We start from the raw sequence: 19038 nt of genomic DNA on the forward strand, positions 1-19038 counted from the left end.
CGTCAAGCGCCGCCGGCCTTTGCCCCAGTCCGCCTCGCCCTCGACCACGCGCCCGATTGCGCCATTCGAAAGCACTCTCCTTGGCTACGGGTGTGGAGCAGTGCCCGCTTCCGAGGAGCAGTGTGCGCCATCCAGACTGCACCCACTGCTCCTTTTGCTGCTCCAAACGGCGACGGACGCCTGCAAGTGCCCGTCGTCAAAGTGTTAACTTTTGCAACGATTTGACGCTGAATAAAACGCACTCGTTGCCCCAATTCCCCATAAGGCGATGATCTTTCGACCTGCCTTCATCGCGAGCATCTGCGCCAGCGGTAGTCGAAGGCGATTGAGATGCTCCACCACGATTGCATTGTTTCGTCAGGGATATGTGAGCGCGCCATATCGCGTGGTGGCTCCATCTTGCTTCAATGAAAATCCCGACTCCGCACATCCAGTGAGGCATGCCAAGGGCTTGGGTCATGCAGGCCTCTGGCGATCAGGTGGCGGACGCCATCCTTAACCTCCATTTTGCCATCGACCTGCATCAGGCGCGCTTCGATGAAAGGGACGGCGCTGGCGGCTGGCGGCCGATGACGAGGCCGGCGGGTGGACAAATCGCGATGATTCCAGCGCAGCCAGATCGCGGGAGAGGAGGAATGGGGTATATTTGTATTCCATGAGCAGCGCTTCTGCCACCTCTTCCACCTCATGAGATCGCCTGTCATGCGGGACGATAAGGTACGGCTGCACTATTCAAACAAATGAGGCCAGTTCTGTCGGGAGCCTCCAGAAATCTCGGGGCGGTTCAAACAGTCTGCCCCAGTGGCAACGCATTCAGTTCCGCACGAGCATCCCGCCAGGCAGGATAGTGTTGGGCCAGCAGCGATATAAACCGCTCACTGTGCGTCGGCTCGATCAGATGGATCATTTCATGCACGATCACATATTCAAGCAAGTCACGAGGCTTCTTGGCCAGTTCCGTGTTGAGCCGAATGTGGGCCTGGCGATGATTGCAACTACCCCATTTGGTCTTCATCCGTTGCAGGAAGTAGCCATTGACCTTCACGCCGATGCGGGGCTCCCAATATTCGATCAGAGGCGGAATGGCATGGTGTAGTAAACCGCGTTGCCAGCGTTGATAGATGGTTTCGCGCTTGGCTGCATCGGAGCCGGGTCGCACAGACAAGGTAATGCGACGGTGATCCATCTTCACCGTGGGCGGGGCATCGCGCTCCAGCACCGAGAGCAGATAGCGACGTCCCCAGACGTAATGGCTTTCCCTGGTAACGAACTGGCGAGGAGTTTCGCGGGACTGTGCCTGCAATTGCGCTTGTTGCTGGCGAATCCAACGCAGCTTGGAAATAGCATAGGCACGAGCAACTTCCAGCCGCGTGCCCATCGGGGCCACCAGCGTCACCACACCCTCGGGCGGATGCACGGAAAGATGGACATTCTTCACCGCCTTGAACGTGACGGCAATGTCCAGTTCCCCCAGACGTATGTGCGTCTGCACCATCAGTAGCCCGGCTGATTTTTCAGCAAATCGAATAATTTTAGCGTGGCCTCGCGGTTGCGTCCGGTCAACGGATGCAGGAAATTCTGCACGATGCGCTCCTTGGCTTCGTCGCCACGCCATCCTGCCGGGGCTTCGTCATGCATCACACGATCGATCTTCAGCGCCAGCAAGGCCAACGGGTCTCCGTACTCGGCTTGTGGATCTTTGACTCCACCACCCGCATCGGGCAGCACATCGCTGGAAATGATGTCAGGCAGATTGCGATAAATTACCAGCGCACCTGCATTGCCGCGCAATATGGCAGGCTCATCGACATCGTGTTGTTTCGCGCGGTGCTTTTTCAATATGTCTTCCGCCTTGCTCAGGAATGCTTCGTAGGCCTCGGTGCCTTCACGGCTTTGCTGGATCAGGTCATCGAGCAGCTTGGACATCTGCTCATAAAAGCGCGGGTCGGTCAGGCGATCTCGGATGATGGTCTTGCGGACGTTGTTGATGATGGTTTCCGCAATTGCATTCTTCGACAGCTTGCCCTTCTCGTTGAGCTTCTTGGCGATGGCATTGTGGATGCCGGTCTCGATGATCAGCTCGGTCAGCGACAGTTCGGCCAGGTCCCCCAACGCCTGCGCTGGCTCGGCCTGGATATAGGTGTTGATGAGGTGGCGCATGTCGGCCTCATAGGGCTTGATGTCCAGCTCTTCGCCGCTGTAATGCTTGATGGCCGAACGCACCTCGGCATAGAACTCGGTTTCCCGCCGCAAGGTGTCGGCTTCGCTGTCTGAGTAACCCGCCTCGGTCAGGTTCTGCGCGATGTCCGCGAAGGCACGCAGATAGGTCGCCACCGCCTTGTAGAAGGCAATACGCAGCGCCTCGCTTTCCAGCAGTGCCTCCGGATCACCTGCATGGCCGCAGAAGTAGTGGATGAACTGCTCCAGCTCACGCGGCTGCAGCACCGGCTCGCACAGGTAATGCAGCGCTTCACGGGCCTCGTCCAGTTGCTTGCGGCCTTCCTCCAGCCAATTTTTCAGATGGACGTTGTTGTCGCCGCCATTGCCCGCATCGATGTCCAACTCGTCGGAACTGTACACCGCAATGGCCTGCTGCACGTCGCCGAACAGCTCCTTGTAATCGACAATATGACCATAGTCCTTGTCGTCGCCATCAAGCCTGTTGGTACGGCAAATAGCCTGAAACAGGTTGTGATCGTGCAGCTCATTGTCCAGATAGATGTAGGTGCAACTGGGTGCGTCGAAACCAGTAAGCAGCTTGCTGACAACAATCAGCAGCTTCATGCTTGCTGGTTCTTCGATAAAGCGGCGCTTGGTTTCGTCTTCGTACTGCTTCGTACTCTGGCCATCGCGCAGCACGTACTGCTTATAGGTATCGTATTTATAGCGTTCGTCGCTGCCAGCGGATTCTTTCGAGATGGCGGCGGGATTGGGCTCGAAGGAGGTAATGAGACCCACATGCGGGGCAAAATGCGTGTTCTGGAACAACCGGAAGTAATGGCAGGCATCATAAATTGAGGCGGCCACCAGAATCGCCGTGCCACGATCATTGTCCAGGCGCGGTTTGAGGCTGAAGTCCTCAATGATGTCAGCGACGATACGATCCTTGCGCTCCTTGGCGCTCATCAATTCTTCCATCGTTGCCCAGCGCTTGCGCAGGATGGATTTCTGGAAGTTATTTAGTCCGCGCGTCTTTTTCTCAAACCAGGCATCGATGGCCTCGCGCGAGGTTAGCCGCTGCGGCACGTCACGGGCTTCGTATTTCAGATCCAGCACCACCTTGTCGGCCACCGCTTCGTGAAACTTGTAGGTGTGGATATAGGTGCCAAATACCTCGCGGGTGGTTTGCTTGTCTTTGCGCAGTAACGGTGTACCGGTAAAACCAATGAAAAGGGCATCGGCCAGCCAGCGCTTCATCTGCTTGTTCATGTTGCCACCCTGGGTGCGGTGGCATTCGTCCACGAACACATAAAAACGTCCGTGGATTGGCGGCGGCTCACCTTTGAGGTCAGCGGCATCAAATTTATGTATCAACGCGCACAACAGGCGCGGGGCGGTGGCACCAAGCTTCTGCACAAAATCCGCCCGAGAGGTGATGCGCGGCGATGCCGAACCTTCACCGATCACTCCGGCGTTGCGCATCACACCTTCAATTTGTTTATCCAGCTCATCCCGGTCGGTGATGACCAGCACCCGTGCCTGCGGATCGTGCTCCAGCAGCCATTTGGCCAGCAGCACCATCAAAATACTTTTGCCACTACCCTGGGTGTGCCAGATCACGCCACCCTCACGTTTGGCAATGCGCTCCTGAGCGGCCTTGATGCCCTGGTACTGATGCTGGCGCGGCACCTTCTTGAAACCTGCATCGAAAATCACAAAGTTGCGAATCAAGTCCAGCAGCCGTGCCTTGCTACACATCTGTGCCAACGGGCGATCCAGCAAGGCACCCGCTGTGGTGGTGGCTTGCGACTGTTCATCCTTCCACTGTACGAAGAACTGTTCCGGTGTGCCGGTGGTGCCGTAACGAAGGCCTTGCGCATCGCTGCCCGCCAACAGCAACTGCACGGTACTGAAGAAGCCCTGATTGAAGGCCTCCTCCTGATTACTGATCAGTTGCCGAATGCCGTCACCCACATCCACCGAGCTGCGCTTGAGTTCGATCACCGCCACCGCCAGGCCGTTAATATACAAAACGATATCCGGCCGACGGGTGCTCGCGCCCTTCAGCGTCACTTCCTCTGCCAGGGCGAAATGATTGCGCTCCGGTTGTGCCCAGTCGATCAGTTGCACCGTTTCGTGCGATTGCCCTGCGGTAACCTGCACCGGCACACCATAACGCAGTAATTGATAGGTGCGCAGATTGGCCTGATAAGGCGTGATGCCGGTAACATCTACGGCAACTTCCAGTTTCTGCAAGGCGGCGCTGATGTGGGCAGGCGAATAACCGCGTGCGGCCAGATTCTCACGCAGCAGATCGACTTCGATGGCGCGATTACCCTCACGTTTACTCCAGTTGCCTAGGTTCTCGTAGCCCAGGCCACCTTCGGTCTCCGGTGTGGTGAACAACCGCACGATGCGATTCTGACTGCTGCGCTCGGAGCGCGGAACGGATGGATTCATGGCGTTAGGGCTCCTTGCGCAGGGCTTGCCGCAGGGTGTGGCCTGCGGCCGTCAGGCGGTACTTCTGTTGGCTGCTCAACGGTTTGTCCGGAATGGTCATCTCGATAAGACCGGCCTCCATCGCCGGGCGCAGATAGGCATCTTGGAAGTGCTTTCTGTCCCTCAGCCCCAGCAGGGTCTGAATTTCTGCCCGCTTCATATCACCCTGCATAGTGTTTAAAAGACGCAGGACTTCCCCCGTAACTTGGGGGGTAACTTGGGGGGTAACTTGGGGGGTAACTTGGGGGGTAACTTGGGGGGTAACTTGGGGGGTGACTTGGGGGGTGACGCTTGCCCATTCCGCTACTGGCCGCTGAATCACGGCACTGAACTGGTTACCGGTCACATCATCCACCAGATCAATGCGCGGCCACTCCGCCAACGCACGCGGCAAACCGCTGCCCAGCCCACGATAAGGCAACAGGTGAAAAGCATGATCAGTCAGCGTTGGATTGCGGCGGTTGGTTTTACCCTGGCGCACATCGGCCACGCTCAGGCTGTCCGGCAAATGGCCGGGGCTGATGATCTCCACCCGGTCGGCAAAGATCAGGATGCGGATGGAAGCGCTGGTGAAGTAATCGCGGTGCACCAGCGCATTCACCAGTAACTCCTCCAATGTGGCTTCCGGAATTTCCAGCTCACCCGGTGAGTTGAACCCCTGTCCACGTTGTACGTGATGCAAATTGCGCTTGATAAAGGCGAAAGCGCTCCTGAACTGCTCAGCCAGGGTGCCGCTGATGTCCTCGCTGTCCAGATAGCGTGTGTCCCAGATTACCGTGCCGGGAAAAGCCACCGCCTTGATGGTAAAGGCCGGGCACCAGCGCAACGGGTTGCGGCCAAACAGCATCAGGCCAGACAGGTTCAGCTCGCATCCATCGCCCAGGCCAAGGTTTTGCAACACCTGATCCAGCGTTGCACCGGTGCTTTCAATGCTCTGCCCATAGCGCCGCTCAAAGTAGGAGACAAAAGCTTTGTCATCCAGATCGGCCACCGATGTGCCTGCCACCGGCACCACATCTGCCCGCACCAGCCCGGCACGCTGGAACATGCGCTGCATCTCCTCGCGCGAGGTGACATGGCGCTTGTCCGCCCCCTGCTTGATCCACAAGCGCCCCTGGTTATCCAGATAGGGTTTGGACAAACCATCAGGCACCGTTACCACCATTACAATACCTTGTGCCGTTTGCACATTTTCGGTTAAGGGGTGTACCGGCGGACGCACATGCTGGGATGCCGCATTGCCCAGCAACTGATTCAGTCGTCTAACATCGGCAGCATCCAGCCCGGCCACCGTGCCATCGTCATTCACGCCGAGAAACAGCGTACCGCCTCCGCTATTGGCGAATGCCGCCAGCTCCGCAGCCAGGGCATCGGCGTTGGTGGCATCGCGCTTGAACTGGTGGCGGCTGTCTTCGCCTTGTGCCAGTTTCTGGGGGAGGTTAGAAAATCCCATAGAGTCTCTACTTTTTCAAAACCAGTATTAACTCGTCCGACGTTTTTCTTGCCGACCTAGTTATATCGTTTCCCCCTAATGTGCTGAATCGAGTTTTGACAACACGCCTAGACACATTAAAAAAATTATTCGCAAGTTCTTCCAAATCCTCTCCTGCCAGGCCATTGCTGCACTCTCCTTTAGGAAAAGTAAGAATTACTGTGCAACCACAGTCTGAAAGGCTTTTTAACAAGTCCTCTATGGCATCGCGAGATGTCCCTCGCTTACTGTAAGCTGAATTTGGTCGCTCTTCTGATGGAGGATATCGTCCGATGCCACTAACCTGCCCACACTGGCCTCTCGCAATGGTTTCCAGAACATGATAGAAGCGACTGTAATGAACTCCTGAATAGGGAGGATCTACAAAAACCAAGTCGTTCTCAAGTAAGTTTCTTGCAACTTCATTGGAATCCTTGACGCAAGCTTTTCCAATTTTTTTTGCATGAAGAGGGGCTATTTTTTTTACTGCTTGAGTTACATAAAAAAAAGGGTCTCTTGACCATGCTTCCAACAAAAACGGGGCCGCCGTTTTGGTTGCCTTAAAAGGTTGTGCTGTATGCCCAGGAGAAGCAGAGCATTGACTAGCTGCAACAATGGTAGCTGACAGGCATACTGACCTTAACACCTCATCCTCGGGAAGATTTCTTAACAAACTATCGAAAGCGAGAGCCTGGGTTGGGCTAAAATAATGTCCACCATAACGATTGAAAATTATTGAACTTTTGGAGCCTATTCCTGAACTACACAGTTTCTCGGCACTTTTTTTCCAAGATGAAATTTTCTTTTCTTTTCCCTCCAAATGAATAGACTCCTTCCACCCATTCATTTTTCGCAGACTTGCCCTAGAGCGATCAATCCAAATCTTTTCAACGTTTTCTATTGAAACCGGCTGATCCCTTGATATAACTGATTGAGCCATCACCACTGCGTACGATTGCAAATCATACGCTTCTACAGGAATATCAAATCGTGTTGCAGAAAACCATGAAACAGAGGCTGAACCGGAAAAAAGGTCTACGATTCTTGATGCAGACAACGCTTCTTCTTTGAGAAGCTCACCCAATCCATTTTTTAACATCGCCCGTTTTGAACCCATGTACTTCATAGGCATAATCCCCAAAGGGCCACACGTTCAGTAGTAGGAAAAACAGAAATTTGTCGGCTATTCTGTCTCCATATACTATGATACGAAATATGGGGACTATTGGCTGCATCAATCAGTTCGTCTTTAGCTTCGCCAATATCCTCCCATAAGTCAGAGAACTGGTCGGGAGGCGAGTCCGGCTCCCATAGTCTTCGTGAAACGGGAGATCCGGACCACCAAAAATTCAGACTATCTTTACTACCGCCACAGTCTTTAACAAGAACAGAGGTTGATCCAGTTGCGACGCGAAGCAATAGTAGTGCCCGTGAAAGTACTTGACGGGAATGGCCAACTTGATTAACAGAGAGTGTTCCTGCTGACTCTGCCAAGACAGGATGCTTCTCATTTCGTGAAAGAAATTCTTTCCACTGAGATTCGTTCAAATCTTGAGGAGAAATATTATCCAAAATGGTTTGAACATCAGACCGAACCATGCGTTCAAATTCATCTTCACTGTCAATTTTTTGCTTGATTGCTTCGTGAAGTGAAGCGCGAAGTATATGGCGATCCATGACCTGAAATCCGCCTTGAGATCTTGGTTCGCATAACTCCCATAGCTGGCATACAGACGTAATCGTATTCTGAACAGAGTCGCATCCAGGCGAGATGAATGCAGATGGCCTATAACTGGCAACATTTCGGGCATCCCTGTCCTCAGCCATTCTGGCAATGTCAAGACCCCATTGCTTCAACCAGTGGCTAGCCACAAAATTGGCACTGCCTGGGTAGTGGTTTAGCCATTCACCCAAAGGAATGTTTCCAGGGAAAATACTGTTAAACAGGGTATCTCTTGCTGGCAGAAGATCACCCCAATATTGCAACGCTTCCCATACGAACTGATGAGTGCGTAGATATTGACCATCATCCTTTCTAGGAAACAAATAACAAAATCCGTCATCTTTTACGATGACGTGCTTATCGTTAAAAACGCCTATACCATGACCTGCTAGCAAAGACATGGCCGCTCGCAGTTCCGCATAATAGGCCAGGTGTTTTGCGGTATCTGAATCCCCTGAGAGCTCTGCATCCAAAGCTCTACCTAAGAAAGACCACCCATCAAAACAATGGACTACTGTAGACGCTGCAATGTACTCCACCAAATAGCGACAATTTATACTTGTCACCCCTTGCGAAAAAACTTGTTTTAACTTGTTAATACAGTCTGTCTTGTAAGGGTTTTCTGTTGGCATCCATTCACCTTGATGCCAAAAATTTTTCTTTCCTCTTTCGAGGCCATTAAGAATGGCATTTCTGCTGGCTTCTCGGATTAACTCCTGCTGTTGTACGGACAATGACATTAGTTGTACCCCAGAATGCTCAGGAGTTCTCGGGCGGATAAGGCGATATCGTTATCACCTTTTGCCAAATGATTCAGTACATTCTTTCGCAGATCTTTATAGCCACTACTGCCTCTAAACGAGGCCTTTAGTGTTCGCTCATGATCACCTAACCCAGGAGCATCCGATGATCTCCAGTCAAACAGTGCCAGGCTTTCGGCCAAGTTTGACATGAACTGAGATATCAATGGTTGACTACTTAATGAGGCGACTCTTTCTTTTACAACTTCTTGATATTTTTGCTCTTCGTCATGGTGGCCACCCCATTGTTGCAGGCTCAACTTATCGGAGTTGATATAGAACACATCATTGACAACCTGAAGAAAAACCCGAATACCTTGATCTTGGTTAATCAAGGATTTGGCCCCATAGAATGCAGCATCGTCGTCGTCAAAGAGCGATGGCTCCTTTTGATTTCTCAGAGCTTTTGCCCAATCAGCATCGCATTCAGAAACGGCTTGCCGAATCATTTTTCCAGAAAAAATGATAAATGCTGCCTGTTCGACTCTAGTCCAGGGAAGAACCATTTCGTGCTGACCGACAGGTGCTCCAAAAAGCCCACCTACTTTAACGCCAGGGCCTTCCCAACTTTTTATGAAAGAGCTAAGCAGGGATCTTATCCATGCAGCCTGAGCAACCATTTTCCCTTTGGTTCCTGACTCACCCAGCATGTTGATCCTGTGATACCAAGGGCTTTCGTCGCAAGACCAGAGAAGATCCACAATTTCCTGCGCCCTTGTCTCACGATAAATGGCATGGCCTTCAAACTTTGTGAGCCATTCTTGTGTTCTAAGGAGTGGATACAAATCAAATGCCAAGCTAGCGTTGATCTTTTTCGGTTTGACATTGATCGTATAGAAAAGGTACGCCTGCCACTTTAGATCAAGACCAACAAAAGCTATTACCGGAAGTTCAAAGTCGCCCTCTAGATCCAAGTTATCAAATGCCCACAGTCTATGCTGGCCGTCAATAACTTCTATAGGGGGCAAGGTATTACTTCTCCAGCTCGGACCATCAAAGCCATCCGGGAGACAGACTGAAGAAAGACGACTATTTTCGTCATTTTGAATTTTTATGAGGTCGTTGGCGCCAATCTTAGATCCTCGTCGCTCATCATTTTCTGTCAAAATGTTGACAACAATAGCGGTAGGCAACCATCCTGGTCGCTTTAGCTCGTCAAACTCCCCGGAGCTTCTTTTTTTCTCACTCAGATCCGACCAAGGATATCCGTATTGGATGAACTTCTTGATTTCTTCGGAGCGGGATAACTCATGCTTTCGCTGAATGCCGTGGTCATCAGCTCCCTTGGCTCTTTGCGTTGTCCTAGGATAAATACCACTCAAAGCTTTGAGGTCTCTGGCAGACATGCTGAATTGGTAGAACCAATGCTGGGGTTCTGCGCCTCTTTCATTCTCGCCCCATTTAATATCATCCCAGCAATCCAACCACTGTCTGACTTTCAACGCTGGCACCGTGTGATTTTTTTTGGCATCAGACATGACGTGAATTCTCCTTATTAAAACGTGATAATCTGGTTCGACCTGTCAGCAGTTCCTGCATCATAGCTTGCTTGAGGGCGCGGGTCTTGGTGCGACGAGTTTCCAGGGAGGTGATTTCAGTGTCCATGTCGCTGAGGATGGTGGCGATGGCGGCTTGTTCCTCCTCCTCAGGAATATAGACTTCAATTTCAGCCAGCGCTTTTGCACTGATGTGCACAACAGCATCGCCCTGCCCAAAGCTGGCTTTCTGACTGACCAGATTCGGGGTATTGCAGTAGTACCCCATAAACATGGGGTCAGCTTCACTCAGTCTGAGAATCACTATATCGCCGCCTGCATACGCTTCTTCGTCGTCAATGAACACAGCACATTTTCCGATTTCTTCCTTTGTCTCTCCAGAGCAAGCGAACAGAATGTCTCCTGCTCTGATTCGGGTGGCTGATTGTGCAACTTCTTTAGAAATGTATGAATTGAACGAGCGGATTACATCATGATGGTGCGTATACAGCTCACCATAGCGAATGCAAGGCAGCACACCGCTCTGTGCTTCATCTTTGCGTACACCAGAACCTTTCATAAATATTCCGAGATCACCCAACCGCTTCACTTCCCACTCTCCCCAGAACCCCGGCAGGCGGGTTTGACCGGTGAGGAGTTGCTGCATGGTGGCCTGTTTGATGGCGCGCTTTTTGACGATCAGGCGATCCAGTCCGTCCAGCAGCGCGTCCATGTCGCTGAGGGCGGTGGCGATGGCGTCCTGCTCCTCAATTGGCGGAATCTGGATATTTAACCCTGACAGCGTTGCCTGATTCAGGTTGATCATTGTCGAACCGACGGACGCATCCTCAATGGCTTTGATCGCTACGGTACTTGACAGTATTCGCTGCAAGAAACTTGGGTGATCTAGTCGAGGACGAATGAGCATGGAACCTGTGCCACACATCCAGCCTGCATGCCCTTCATCCACGACAGCGCATCGCCCCATATCGCCGCGCCTACCGATGATGATTTCACCAGGCTTCATGCGAAAGTCAGTCAAACGCCGGCCAGCTTCTTCGGAAACAGACATCGTCACAATAGGAGTTATCCGACCATCATTGATGTGCATCGGGTTAATTACAGGAATGCCCCCATCTATATAGTCAGATTGGTGTAGTGTGCTGCCAAATGGTCCGGTTTTAAAACTTGCACGCGTGCCTAACGGTTCGACATCCCAATCCTCCGGAATCACCCCCACTTCCGTTTGCTTATACCCCGGCTTCACTTCCATGTCGCCCCCATCTTTTTCAGGTGCGCTGCCACCTTGGTGCTGAGGGCAGCCACTTCATCTTCCAACTTCGGCAGCGGCGTTTCGTAGCGTTCGGCAAGTTCACGGATACGCTGGGCGAGGGTTTGGGAGATGCGATCCAGCTCTTGCTGCACGTAGCCTTGCAGGCGGGCCAGCCATTTGTCTTGCACCACCAGCGTTTTGACCTTGGCTTCGCTGAGGGTGGCGTAATGGTTGTGGGCTTGCTGGTCGAGTTCTGATTGCAGCGTTTTGACGGCCTTTTTCAGTGCAGCTTCCTGCTCGGAGAGACGCAGCCAAGTGTCTAGAACCTCCAGTTCTTCGGTTTCCTGCGCATCAGCTGAAGGCGCTGGATTCCCGCGTGCGCGGGAATGACGGGCTTTATAGGCTGGGTCTATCTCTTTGATGCGGTCTTTCACCTGCGCGGCGTTGATCTTGTCGAAGCCTGCAAAGGCGCCGTCATCGCTGCCGTGTTCTTCCTCCAGTTCGGCGACCTGGCTAGCAATGCTTTCAAGCTCAGCCTGTTTTGCCTCCAGTTCGGCCTGTTTGGCGGCGAAGTAGCGGGCGACGATATAGCGCTTGGGCAGCAGGTCGCAGGTCCAGCCCTTGTCACGGGTTTTGCCTCTCTTGTCGATTTCCACAATGCGTCGGGGTAGCGCCACCCAGCCATCAGCAGCAATCAGGTAGGCATCGTCCTGCATGGTCTCGGCCCAGTAGTCCATCAGGTGCTGGTAGATGTCGTAGGGGTCGAGCAGTGGCGCGGCCTGGAAGGTGGCAAGCAGGGTTTCGGACACCTGCGCGATCAGCGTCTTGGGTTTGTCGCCGGGCTGGATGCCGGTGAGCAGGGGCATGACGGCCTGCTGCCATTTGCCGAACAGGGTTTCGACCTTGCTGCGGAATTGCTGGAACTGCGGGTGGGCGAGGATGATGGAACGCACTTCGGCCATCGGCTGGCGCAGCCGCGCATAACCGGGACGCTCGGCCTCGAACAGGGCATAGCGCAGGGCGGGCATTTCCTGCCAGTCAGCGGAGAAGGCGTCGATGTCGCGTTCGGGGATGCCGCCGTTGAGGTGGGCGTCGATGTCGTGCAGGTCTTCCGGCTCGCTGCTGTCGATGTAGCGCGGCAGGTTGAGGTTGTAGTCGTTCCTGTCACTGGCGATTTCATCCAGCGGCACCATGCGGGCATAGCGCGGCACGTCTACGCCACGGCGGAAGGCATCGACGATGCGGTGGATGTCCTGCTCGCGCAGTCGGTTCTTGGGACCGTCCTTGATGAAGCCTTTGCTGGCGTCGATCATGAAGATGCCCTTGCGGGCGCTGGCGTTTTCCTTGTCCAGCACCAGGATGCAGGCGGGGATGCCGGTGCCGTAGAACAGGTTGGCAGGCAGGCCGATGATGCCCTTGAGGATGCCGGAGCGCACCAGTTGCCTGCGGATATGAGCTTCCGCATTGCCACGGAACAGCACGCCATGCGGCAGGATGATGGCACCCTTGCCGGTGGTGGCCTTCATGCTGCGGATGACATGCAGCAGGTAGGCATAGTCGCCCTGTTTGGCGGGCGGTTCGCCCCAGGCGAAACGATGGTACGGGTCGTTGGCCGGGTTGAGACCGGTGGACCATTTCTTGTCGGAAAATGGCGGATTGGCAACCACGTAGTCGTAGGCGCGCAGTTGTTCACCGTCCTTGAACTTGGGGTTCACCAGCGTGTCGCCGCTGAGGATGGTGGCATCGGGAAAGTCATGCAGGATCATGTTCATCCGGGCCAGGCCAGCGGTGGTGACGTCCTTTTCCTGCCCTTCCAGAGTGATCCGGCGTCCGGCTTCGGCGGCGACTTTCAGCAACAACGATCCTGAACCGCAGGTCGGGTCATACGCGGTGGTTGAGGCGCGGGTGTTGGCGTGCGAGATGCCAATCACCTGGGCAATGATGCGGCTGACTTCGGCCGGGGTGTAGAACTGGCCTTTGCTCTTGCCGGAATCCTGCGCGAAGTGGCGCATCAGGTATTCGTAGGCATCGCCAAGCAGGTCATCGTTGTCGGCGCGGTTGTTGGCGAAGTTCAGCTCGGGCTTTTCGAAGATGGCGATCAGGTTGCCCAGCCGTTCGACCATGGCCGAACCTTCGCCCAGCTTGTTGGGGTCGTTGAAATCAGGGAAGTCGCTGCGTGCCAGCTTGGTGTTGGCGTCGATCAGCTTCTGGATGACCTGGGTGTTGATCCTGTCACCGATGTCGGCCTTGCCCTTAAGTTTCACCATATCCTTGAACGATGCACCGGGCGGGATAACCACGGGCGGGGCGAAGTCGTCGCTGTCACCGTACTTGTCGCTGATGTACTTGATGAACAGCATGAACAACACGTAGTCCTTGTACTGGCTGGCGTCCATGCCGCCGCGCAGCTCGTCGCAGGAGGCCCAGATGGAGCTGTAGAGGTCGGATTTCTTGACCACGCCGTTGCGTGGGGCAAGTGTCTTGGCAGTAGGGGTAGCAGTCGCTCGGTTCCTCGATGACGAATCTGCTTTCGTCCTTGTCTTCAGGTATGGCACGGAGGCTTCGTGCACTTCCAACGATGTCGCTGATTCTTTGTTGGCCGTATAGGCTGTCATAGCCAGTGCAACCGAACCGCCGCGCCCTCGACCGGGAATGATCCGCCCCTCCTCGATCAGTTGCTGCTTGATGCTGTCATAAGTGGATTCCTGCCATCCCAACGCCTCCCGGAGCCGCTGATTCCCAGCGGAACCTCCTACGGCTTCGAGCTTGCTGATAAAGCGGTCAGTCTTCTGTTCGGTGCTTGTCACTTCAATATCCATCATTGTTGCCGGTCTGTTTTTTGGACACCGGCTCTTTGTTATCTGCATCGTTTGGCATGTCTTGCCTTTTGACCTTCTTGGTATCCACGCCGTCCACGTTGAACGGCGGATTGACCATGACGAAATCGCAACGGTCAATCAATGACTGGCTCTGGTCGTAAAAGGTATTCAGTGGCAGTGAGCTTGGAGTTGGCGACCGATTGCCCCAGGTCGCTTTCGAGTCGCTGGATGTTCATGGGGTGATTTGTTGTTCGTCTGTTCTATTCATCCAGCGCCGACACGGAATCCATCAAGTATCCCGCGACATAGACACCATCAAATCCAAGCCTTCGGGTTTCATCTGCGTACTGACGGCGGTACTCGGCAACGACCGCAGGGAACGCCTGCCCAGGGCACCGGTTTGCATCCAGTAGCAGGACAAGGCCTTGCCGTGCCTCTGGCTCAATCTTGCCAACCTTCTTCTGCACGGCATCCCACATCATTTGCGCAGCCTGGCCGAGACTCAGGGATGCTGTGTACTCGCCCGTTGCACCGAGTTCACGCCAGATTTGAGGGTCTACGATGGCCCGGACGACTTGGATTTTCAGTGTCGCGCCAGCGTTCGCGCCGACACCTTCGGCAACAGCATCGGTATGTGCCGCAGAGCTTTCTGATGGTTCCCCCCACTTGATCTGCTCTCGATTCAACCATTGCACCAGGTTTCGGGCGACCCCCATGGTGTCCTGCTCCCCCTGAGGGCTTACTCCTCGAATCCGATGCTCGACCTGATCACCCCTGATGTCACCAGAGGATGCCGTGCCCTGACGTTCCGACTCGGAGTAACCCACGGTGACCCCGTCGCGTTTAGCTTGCCCGGCGAAGTGCGAGCTGAGCTCTACAGTGTCGGCCAAGTGCACGGAGTAGTGCCGTAGGATTGAGCCGCAATTGGCGCATGGCACGCGGTCGGCAAATGGTGAGTCATCAGGCACTTCAGCATGGCATTGGGCACACGTAACCATGCGGTGAGTGTAGCGGATAGTCGCCTCCCCCCCGCGTTCCCAAGGCCGTGTTGACCGCACTGCCCGAACGGCATCACGTGGCGTACCACTCCTGATGATCCAGAGGCTGCGCAGGCTGATGTTCGGCTGCGACAGATCAGGCAGTCTCGCGCCTCAAAACAGGAACTCACGGAACGCGAGGAGGTACGGAATCAGCACCACCAGATAGAGTACCAATCCCTTGCGCATGGCCTCGGCAATGCCCGTGGCTATCTCAATGTCATCCTTACACGATGGCGATGAACCGCCCCGGCTTTCTTGGAGGCTATTTGGTTTGAGTCAGGCCGCCATGGCCTGACCGGTGTGTTGCCGATAGTAAGCCACTTCGGCTTCCGCTGGCGGGACATGCCCGATCGGCCCCAGCAGTCGCTTGTGGTTGTACCAGTGCACCCAGTCCAGCGTGGCCAGTTCCACCTGCTCGCGGTTGCGCCATGACCGTCGATGGATCACCTCGGCCTTGTACAGCCCATTGATCGTCTCGGCCAGCGCGTTGTCGTAGCTGTCGCCCACACTGCCCACCGACGGTTCGATCTCAGCCTCGGCCAGCCGTTCGCTGTAGCGGATGCTCAGGTATTGCGAGCCCCGGTCGGAGTGGTGGATCAGTTGGCCGTCCGGCTGCCGCGCATGCAGCGCCTGATCCAGCGCATCAAGCACGAAGTCCGTGCTCATCGATGTGGACGCCTTCCAGCCCACGATCCGACGCGCGTACACGTCGACCACGAAGGCCACGTACACCATGCCCTGCCAGGTCGACACATAGGTGAAGTCGCTCACCCACAGCACGTTCGGCTGGTCGGCATGGAACTGCCGGTTCACCCGATCCAGCGGGCATGGCAGCGCGGTGTCGCCGACCGTGGTCTTCACCGGCTTGCCCCGGACGACGCCTCGCAGCCCCAGCCGTCGCATCAGCCGCTCCACCGTGCAACGCGCCACCTGCCAGCCTTCCCGCAACAACTGCTTCCAGACCTTCTTCGACCCGTACACCTGCTTGTTCTCCTCCCACACCCGGCGAACTTCCTCTTCCAGCGCACGATCCCGCCACCACCGGTTCGGGCGCGCTTCCGGATCGGTCTCCCGGGCCGCATGGCTGTAGTAGGTCGACGGAGCGATCTGAAGCACCCGGCAGATCGGCTCGACTCCGTAGGCGTGACGATGGTCGCCCACGAACCTGGTCATGGCTTGAAGCGGCGGTCGAGCTCCGCTTGGGCAAAATACGCCGACGCCTTGCGCAGGATCTCGTTGGCCTGCCGCAGTTCCCGAACCTCGCGTTCCAGCGCCTTCATCCGCACTCGCTCGTCCGTGGTCAGACCCGGACGCAACCCCTGGTCACGCTCGGCCCGCCGCACCCAGTTGCACAGCGTCTGCGCGGTGCAACCGATCTTGCTGGCAATCGACGCGATCGCCGCCCACTGCGAACTGTGCTGATCCTGGTGCTCCAGCACCATCCGGACCGCTCGCTCCCGCACTTCCGGGGAATACTTCACTGGCTTGTTCATGACTCCATCCTCTCAAGATTTGGAGCCTCCAGGAATCCCAAGCCGGTTCATTGGGGCGGTTGAGAATTATCCCCATCACTCATGTGTCAAGCACATGCTCAGGTCGTTGACAAGTGTTCGTTCACGTGATACATATTTTTACAATTCACCGTCTATAGCGGTTGTAGTCCGCCCACATTTGAATGCACTTACATCCAGCGGTCTCTGGTTAAAAGTAATATCTTTGTCTGGCCAGCGGGATATAATTTTTATTATTCATAATAAGGATGCCTATGGATACCAAGTCGACAATAATTGACCTTAGCAAGATTGCTATTGATGAAAATGGGAATATTTTAGCCAGCGATCAAGTTGTAAAGCAGCTAAAAGAAGCGTATGCATCATCAGTTGACGCTCCACAGTCTACGAATCGTTTAAATTGCGCAAACACGGGGTGCGATAACAGTACAAATAGATTAAGTTGCACAAATCGTCTGCGCTGCGACGACAGTAATAACAGCTTGCGTTGTGAGTTTGATAGTCCACACCGTTAATAGTCACGTCAGGGCCAAGGAAGCAATTCATATGTCTACTGAGCAGACGTTTCCGAATGGGTACCATCCATCAACAATAGCATCTGCATTTGATAATTCGACTCTTGAGTTGATAATACTGCCTACCGAAAAATGTAACTTTCGCTGCACTTATTGCTATGAGGATTTCAAAATTGGCAAAATGAGTGCTGAGGTGGTTTCTGGAATCAAGAATCTAATAAGAAATCGCATAACCTCACTAAAGAGGCTCCACCTCTCATGGTTTGGTGGGGAGCCATTGCTGGCAAAATCAATTTTGTTTGATATATCAGAGTTTGCTGCGAAGTTATCGCGGGATAATAAAGTTAGTTTTAATGGGGGGCTGACGACTAATGGTTACTTGTTGGACAAGGAGACCCTTGATCGGCTTGTTAAGTGTGGGCAGAATCACTTCCAAATAACCCTTGATGGTGATGTTGATATTCATGACACGCGTCGATTGCGAGCAGATGGGTCGGGAACATTTGACGTCATTTGGAACAATCTTATGGTGATGAAGTCATCAAGTCATCATATTTCAGTTACTATTCGAGTTCACATCGCCAGTGACAATTTGGACAGTTTGGGGAGGCTCGTGCCGAGGTTGAATGGAAGTTTTGGTGATGATGGGAGGTTTGATATTCACTTTCATAGGCTATCTGATCTCGGGGGGTCAGCATCGGGAAATATACCGACGTTGAACTATTCGGACTACTCCAAGGCCATGCTTCGACTCAAAGGTGAATCCAGGGTATTGGCGGACTCAGAGCTGGATAAAACAAAGCGAAGAGAAATATGTTACGCGGCTCGATCAAATTCAATAATGGTAAGGTCTGACGGGAGGCTGGGGAAGTGTACTGTAGCGCTTGACGATCCAAGAAACACTATCGGTCACATTAACCCGGATGGAACTGTTGATATTGATAATGATCTGCTCCGCCTATGGCTCGAGGGGTTCACAGACTTTGACGTCAGTGCTCTAAGCTGCCCTCTTACGGCTATAAATCGAGCTGCTCGTCGTCAAATCCCCATAGTACTTAATGCCAGCATGAGTTAACTTATGAATAACATCGATCCTTCCTTAGTGTCCCTAAATCAAGATGGCAGCATAAGTATTGACCCGCGGCTTGCTGAAAGACTCGACTCAATAGTTCCGGGAGACTCTGAGGTAATGGCAAATTTCAATAAATGTAGTAATTCATCTAAGTGTGGAGATACAACAAATATCAGCAACTGCACTAATCGGCTGACATGTGGTGGAAACTCTAACTGGTCTGGTTGTAGTAACCTAAACTGCAACCCTCACGAGCAGGAGAAGTAGTTAATGGATAGTCGTCGAGGCTTTATTCAATCAGCTTTAACTGCACTAGCTGCAGCTCCAGTGGTTGCTGCGATGCCTTCTGCTATTGCAGGCGAGAGCAAGAAGGGTTCCGATGTTTTTCATGTTGTTTTCTTTAATAAATCTGACTATTTTCCAATTAATGTTAGTTTTATTCCGTCTGGTGATTTCTCGCACTTCATTGCACCATCTGGAGCTGAGATTGCTGTTCAATTAACTCAACTTCCAAACGATCAAGTAAGCGTTGAGCTGTTTGATGTAACAGAGGGTTTGAAGGTTAGACGTGTCACTAAGTCAATAACAACCATGAATTCATATACTAGTTGGACATCACTGGGATTAGGGATGCATCTACTCCCGAAAGGATAGAAGAGCAAGGACTTGCGGGTAGAGCT

13 protein-coding genes and 1 other annotated feature are annotated in these 19038 nt (G+C 53.6%); of the genes, 2 read left to right on the forward strand and 11 right to left on the reverse strand.

Features of this window, described 5'->3' with window-relative positions; translation table 11 throughout:
• Positions 1-784: 784 nt before the first annotated feature.
• The 11 genes from WDB66_RS06665 to WDB66_RS06715 all read right to left on the reverse strand — a co-directional run bounded on the left by WDB66_RS06665 (position 785) and on the right by WDB66_RS06715 (position 16753).
• Positions 785-1495 carry a M48 family metallopeptidase gene (locus WDB66_RS06665; RefSeq protein WP_339397760.1) on the reverse strand — a complete coding sequence of 237 codons (711 nt, stop codon included), beginning with the start codon at positions 1493-1495 and terminating at the stop codon, positions 785-787.
• Complete coding sequence (locus WDB66_RS06670) at positions 1495-4620, reverse strand: type I restriction endonuclease subunit R (RefSeq protein ID WP_339397761.1); 3126 nt, start codon at positions 4618-4620, stop codon at positions 1495-1497. The genes WDB66_RS06665 and WDB66_RS06670 overlap by 1 nt, the downstream gene beginning before the upstream one ends.
• Positions 4621-4624: 4 nt before the next feature.
• On the reverse strand, positions 4625-6112 hold the full coding sequence (locus WDB66_RS06675; RefSeq protein ID WP_339397763.1) for an RNA/DNA-binding domain-containing protein: 1488 nt from the start codon (positions 6110-6112) through the stop codon (positions 4625-4627).
• A gap of 7 nt (positions 6113-6119) precedes the next feature.
• Positions 6120-7256 carry a DNA adenine methylase gene (locus WDB66_RS06680; protein ID WP_339397764.1) on the reverse strand — a complete coding sequence of 379 codons (1137 nt, stop codon included), beginning with the start codon at positions 7254-7256 and terminating at the stop codon, positions 6120-6122.
• Positions 7253-8593, reverse strand: a complete 1341-nt coding sequence (locus WDB66_RS06685; protein WP_339397765.1) for a hypothetical protein — start codon at positions 8591-8593, stop codon at positions 7253-7255. The genes WDB66_RS06680 and WDB66_RS06685 overlap by 4 nt, the downstream gene beginning before the upstream one ends.
• Positions 8593-10131, reverse strand: coding sequence for a DGQHR domain-containing protein (locus WDB66_RS06690; RefSeq protein WP_339397766.1), 1539 nt, complete (start codon positions 10129-10131; stop codon positions 8593-8595). Before WDB66_RS06690 ends, WDB66_RS06685 begins: the two co-directional genes overlap by 1 nt.
• Positions 10124-11401 carry a restriction endonuclease subunit S gene (locus tag WDB66_RS06695; protein ID WP_339397767.1) on the reverse strand — a complete coding sequence of 426 codons (1278 nt, stop codon included), beginning with the start codon at positions 11399-11401 and terminating at the stop codon, positions 10124-10126. Before WDB66_RS06695 ends, WDB66_RS06690 begins: the two co-directional genes overlap by 8 nt.
• Entirely contained in the window at positions 11392-14220 is a 2829-nt protein-coding gene (locus WDB66_RS06700) for a type I restriction-modification system subunit M (protein ID WP_339397768.1), read from the reverse strand. Before WDB66_RS06700 ends, WDB66_RS06695 begins: the two co-directional genes overlap by 10 nt.
• Complete coding sequence (locus WDB66_RS06705) at positions 14210-14338, reverse strand: hypothetical protein (protein WP_339397769.1); 129 nt, start codon at positions 14336-14338, stop codon at positions 14210-14212. The genes WDB66_RS06700 and WDB66_RS06705 overlap by 11 nt, the downstream gene beginning before the upstream one ends.
• 142 nt (positions 14339-14480) lie before the next feature.
• The gene (locus WDB66_RS06710) at positions 14481-15116 is read right to left on the reverse strand and encodes a hypothetical protein (protein WP_339397770.1); all 636 of its coding nucleotides are present in this window, start codon (positions 15114-15116) and stop codon (positions 14481-14483) included.
• A gap of 420 nt (positions 15117-15536) precedes the next feature.
• Positions 15537-16753 (reverse strand): IS3 family transposase gene (locus tag WDB66_RS06715; RefSeq protein WP_489670831.1). Its coding sequence is split into 2 segments (ribosomal slippage): positions 15537-16468 and positions 16468-16753, totalling 1218 coding nucleotides; the frame shifts between segments, so codons are not numbered across the junction.
• Positions 16359-16475, reverse strand: a sequence feature (AL1L pseudoknot). Its footprint overlaps the gene before it by 117 nt.
• Before the next feature lie 564 nt (positions 16754-17317).
• On the opposite strand from WDB66_RS06715, the gene WDB66_RS06720 reads away from it, so the two are divergent.
• The gene (locus tag WDB66_RS06720) at positions 17318-18361 is read left to right on the forward strand and encodes a radical SAM protein (protein ID WP_339397773.1); all 1044 of its coding nucleotides are present in this window, start codon (positions 17318-17320) and stop codon (positions 18359-18361) included.
• A gap of 267 nt (positions 18362-18628) precedes the next feature.
• Positions 18629-19012 (forward strand): hypothetical protein, encoded by a 384-nt coding sequence (locus WDB66_RS06725; RefSeq protein ID WP_339397774.1) that lies wholly within the window; start codon positions 18629-18631, stop codon positions 19010-19012.
• Positions 19013-19038 lie beyond the last annotated feature (26 nt).

Origin of the sequence: Denitratimonas organivorans, assembly GCF_037478135.1 — a bacterium.
Classification (GTDB): Bacteria; Pseudomonadota; Gammaproteobacteria; order Xanthomonadales; family Xanthomonadaceae; genus Denitratimonas.

Coding starts and splice junctions, on each gene's coding strand:
- WDB66_RS06675 (WP_339397763.1), bottom strand. CDS start 6,112: ATGGGATTTTCTAACCTCCCCCAGAAACTGGCACAAGGCGAAGACAGC.
- WDB66_RS06700 (WP_339397768.1), bottom strand. CDS start 14,220: ATGGATATTGAAGTGACAAGCACCGAACAGAAGACTGACCGCTTTATC.
- WDB66_RS06690 (WP_339397766.1), bottom strand. CDS start 10,131: ATGTCTGATGCCAAAAAAAATCACACGGTGCCAGCGTTGAAAGTCAGA.
- WDB66_RS06725 (WP_339397774.1), top strand. CDS start 18,629: ATGGATAGTCGTCGAGGCTTTATTCAATCAGCTTTAACTGCACTAGCT.
- WDB66_RS06695 (WP_339397767.1), bottom strand. CDS start 11,401: ATGGAAGTGAAGCCGGGGTATAAGCAAACGGAAGTGGGGGTGATTCCG.
- WDB66_RS06720 (WP_339397773.1), top strand. CDS start 17,318: ATGTCTACTGAGCAGACGTTTCCGAATGGGTACCATCCATCAACAATA.
- WDB66_RS06670 (WP_339397761.1), bottom strand. CDS start 4,620: ATGAATCCATCCGTTCCGCGCTCCGAGCGCAGCAGTCAGAATCGCATC.
- WDB66_RS06685 (WP_339397765.1), bottom strand. CDS start 8,593: ATGTCATTGTCCGTACAACAGCAGGAGTTAATCCGAGAAGCCAGCAGA.
- WDB66_RS06665 (WP_339397760.1), bottom strand. CDS start 1,495: ATGGTGCAGACGCACATACGTCTGGGGGAACTGGACATTGCCGTCACG.
- WDB66_RS06705 (WP_339397769.1), bottom strand. CDS start 14,338: ATGGTCAATCCGCCGTTCAACGTGGACGGCGTGGATACCAAGAAGGTC.
- WDB66_RS06680 (WP_339397764.1), bottom strand. CDS start 7,256: ATGAAGTACATGGGTTCAAAACGGGCGATGTTAAAAAATGGATTGGGT.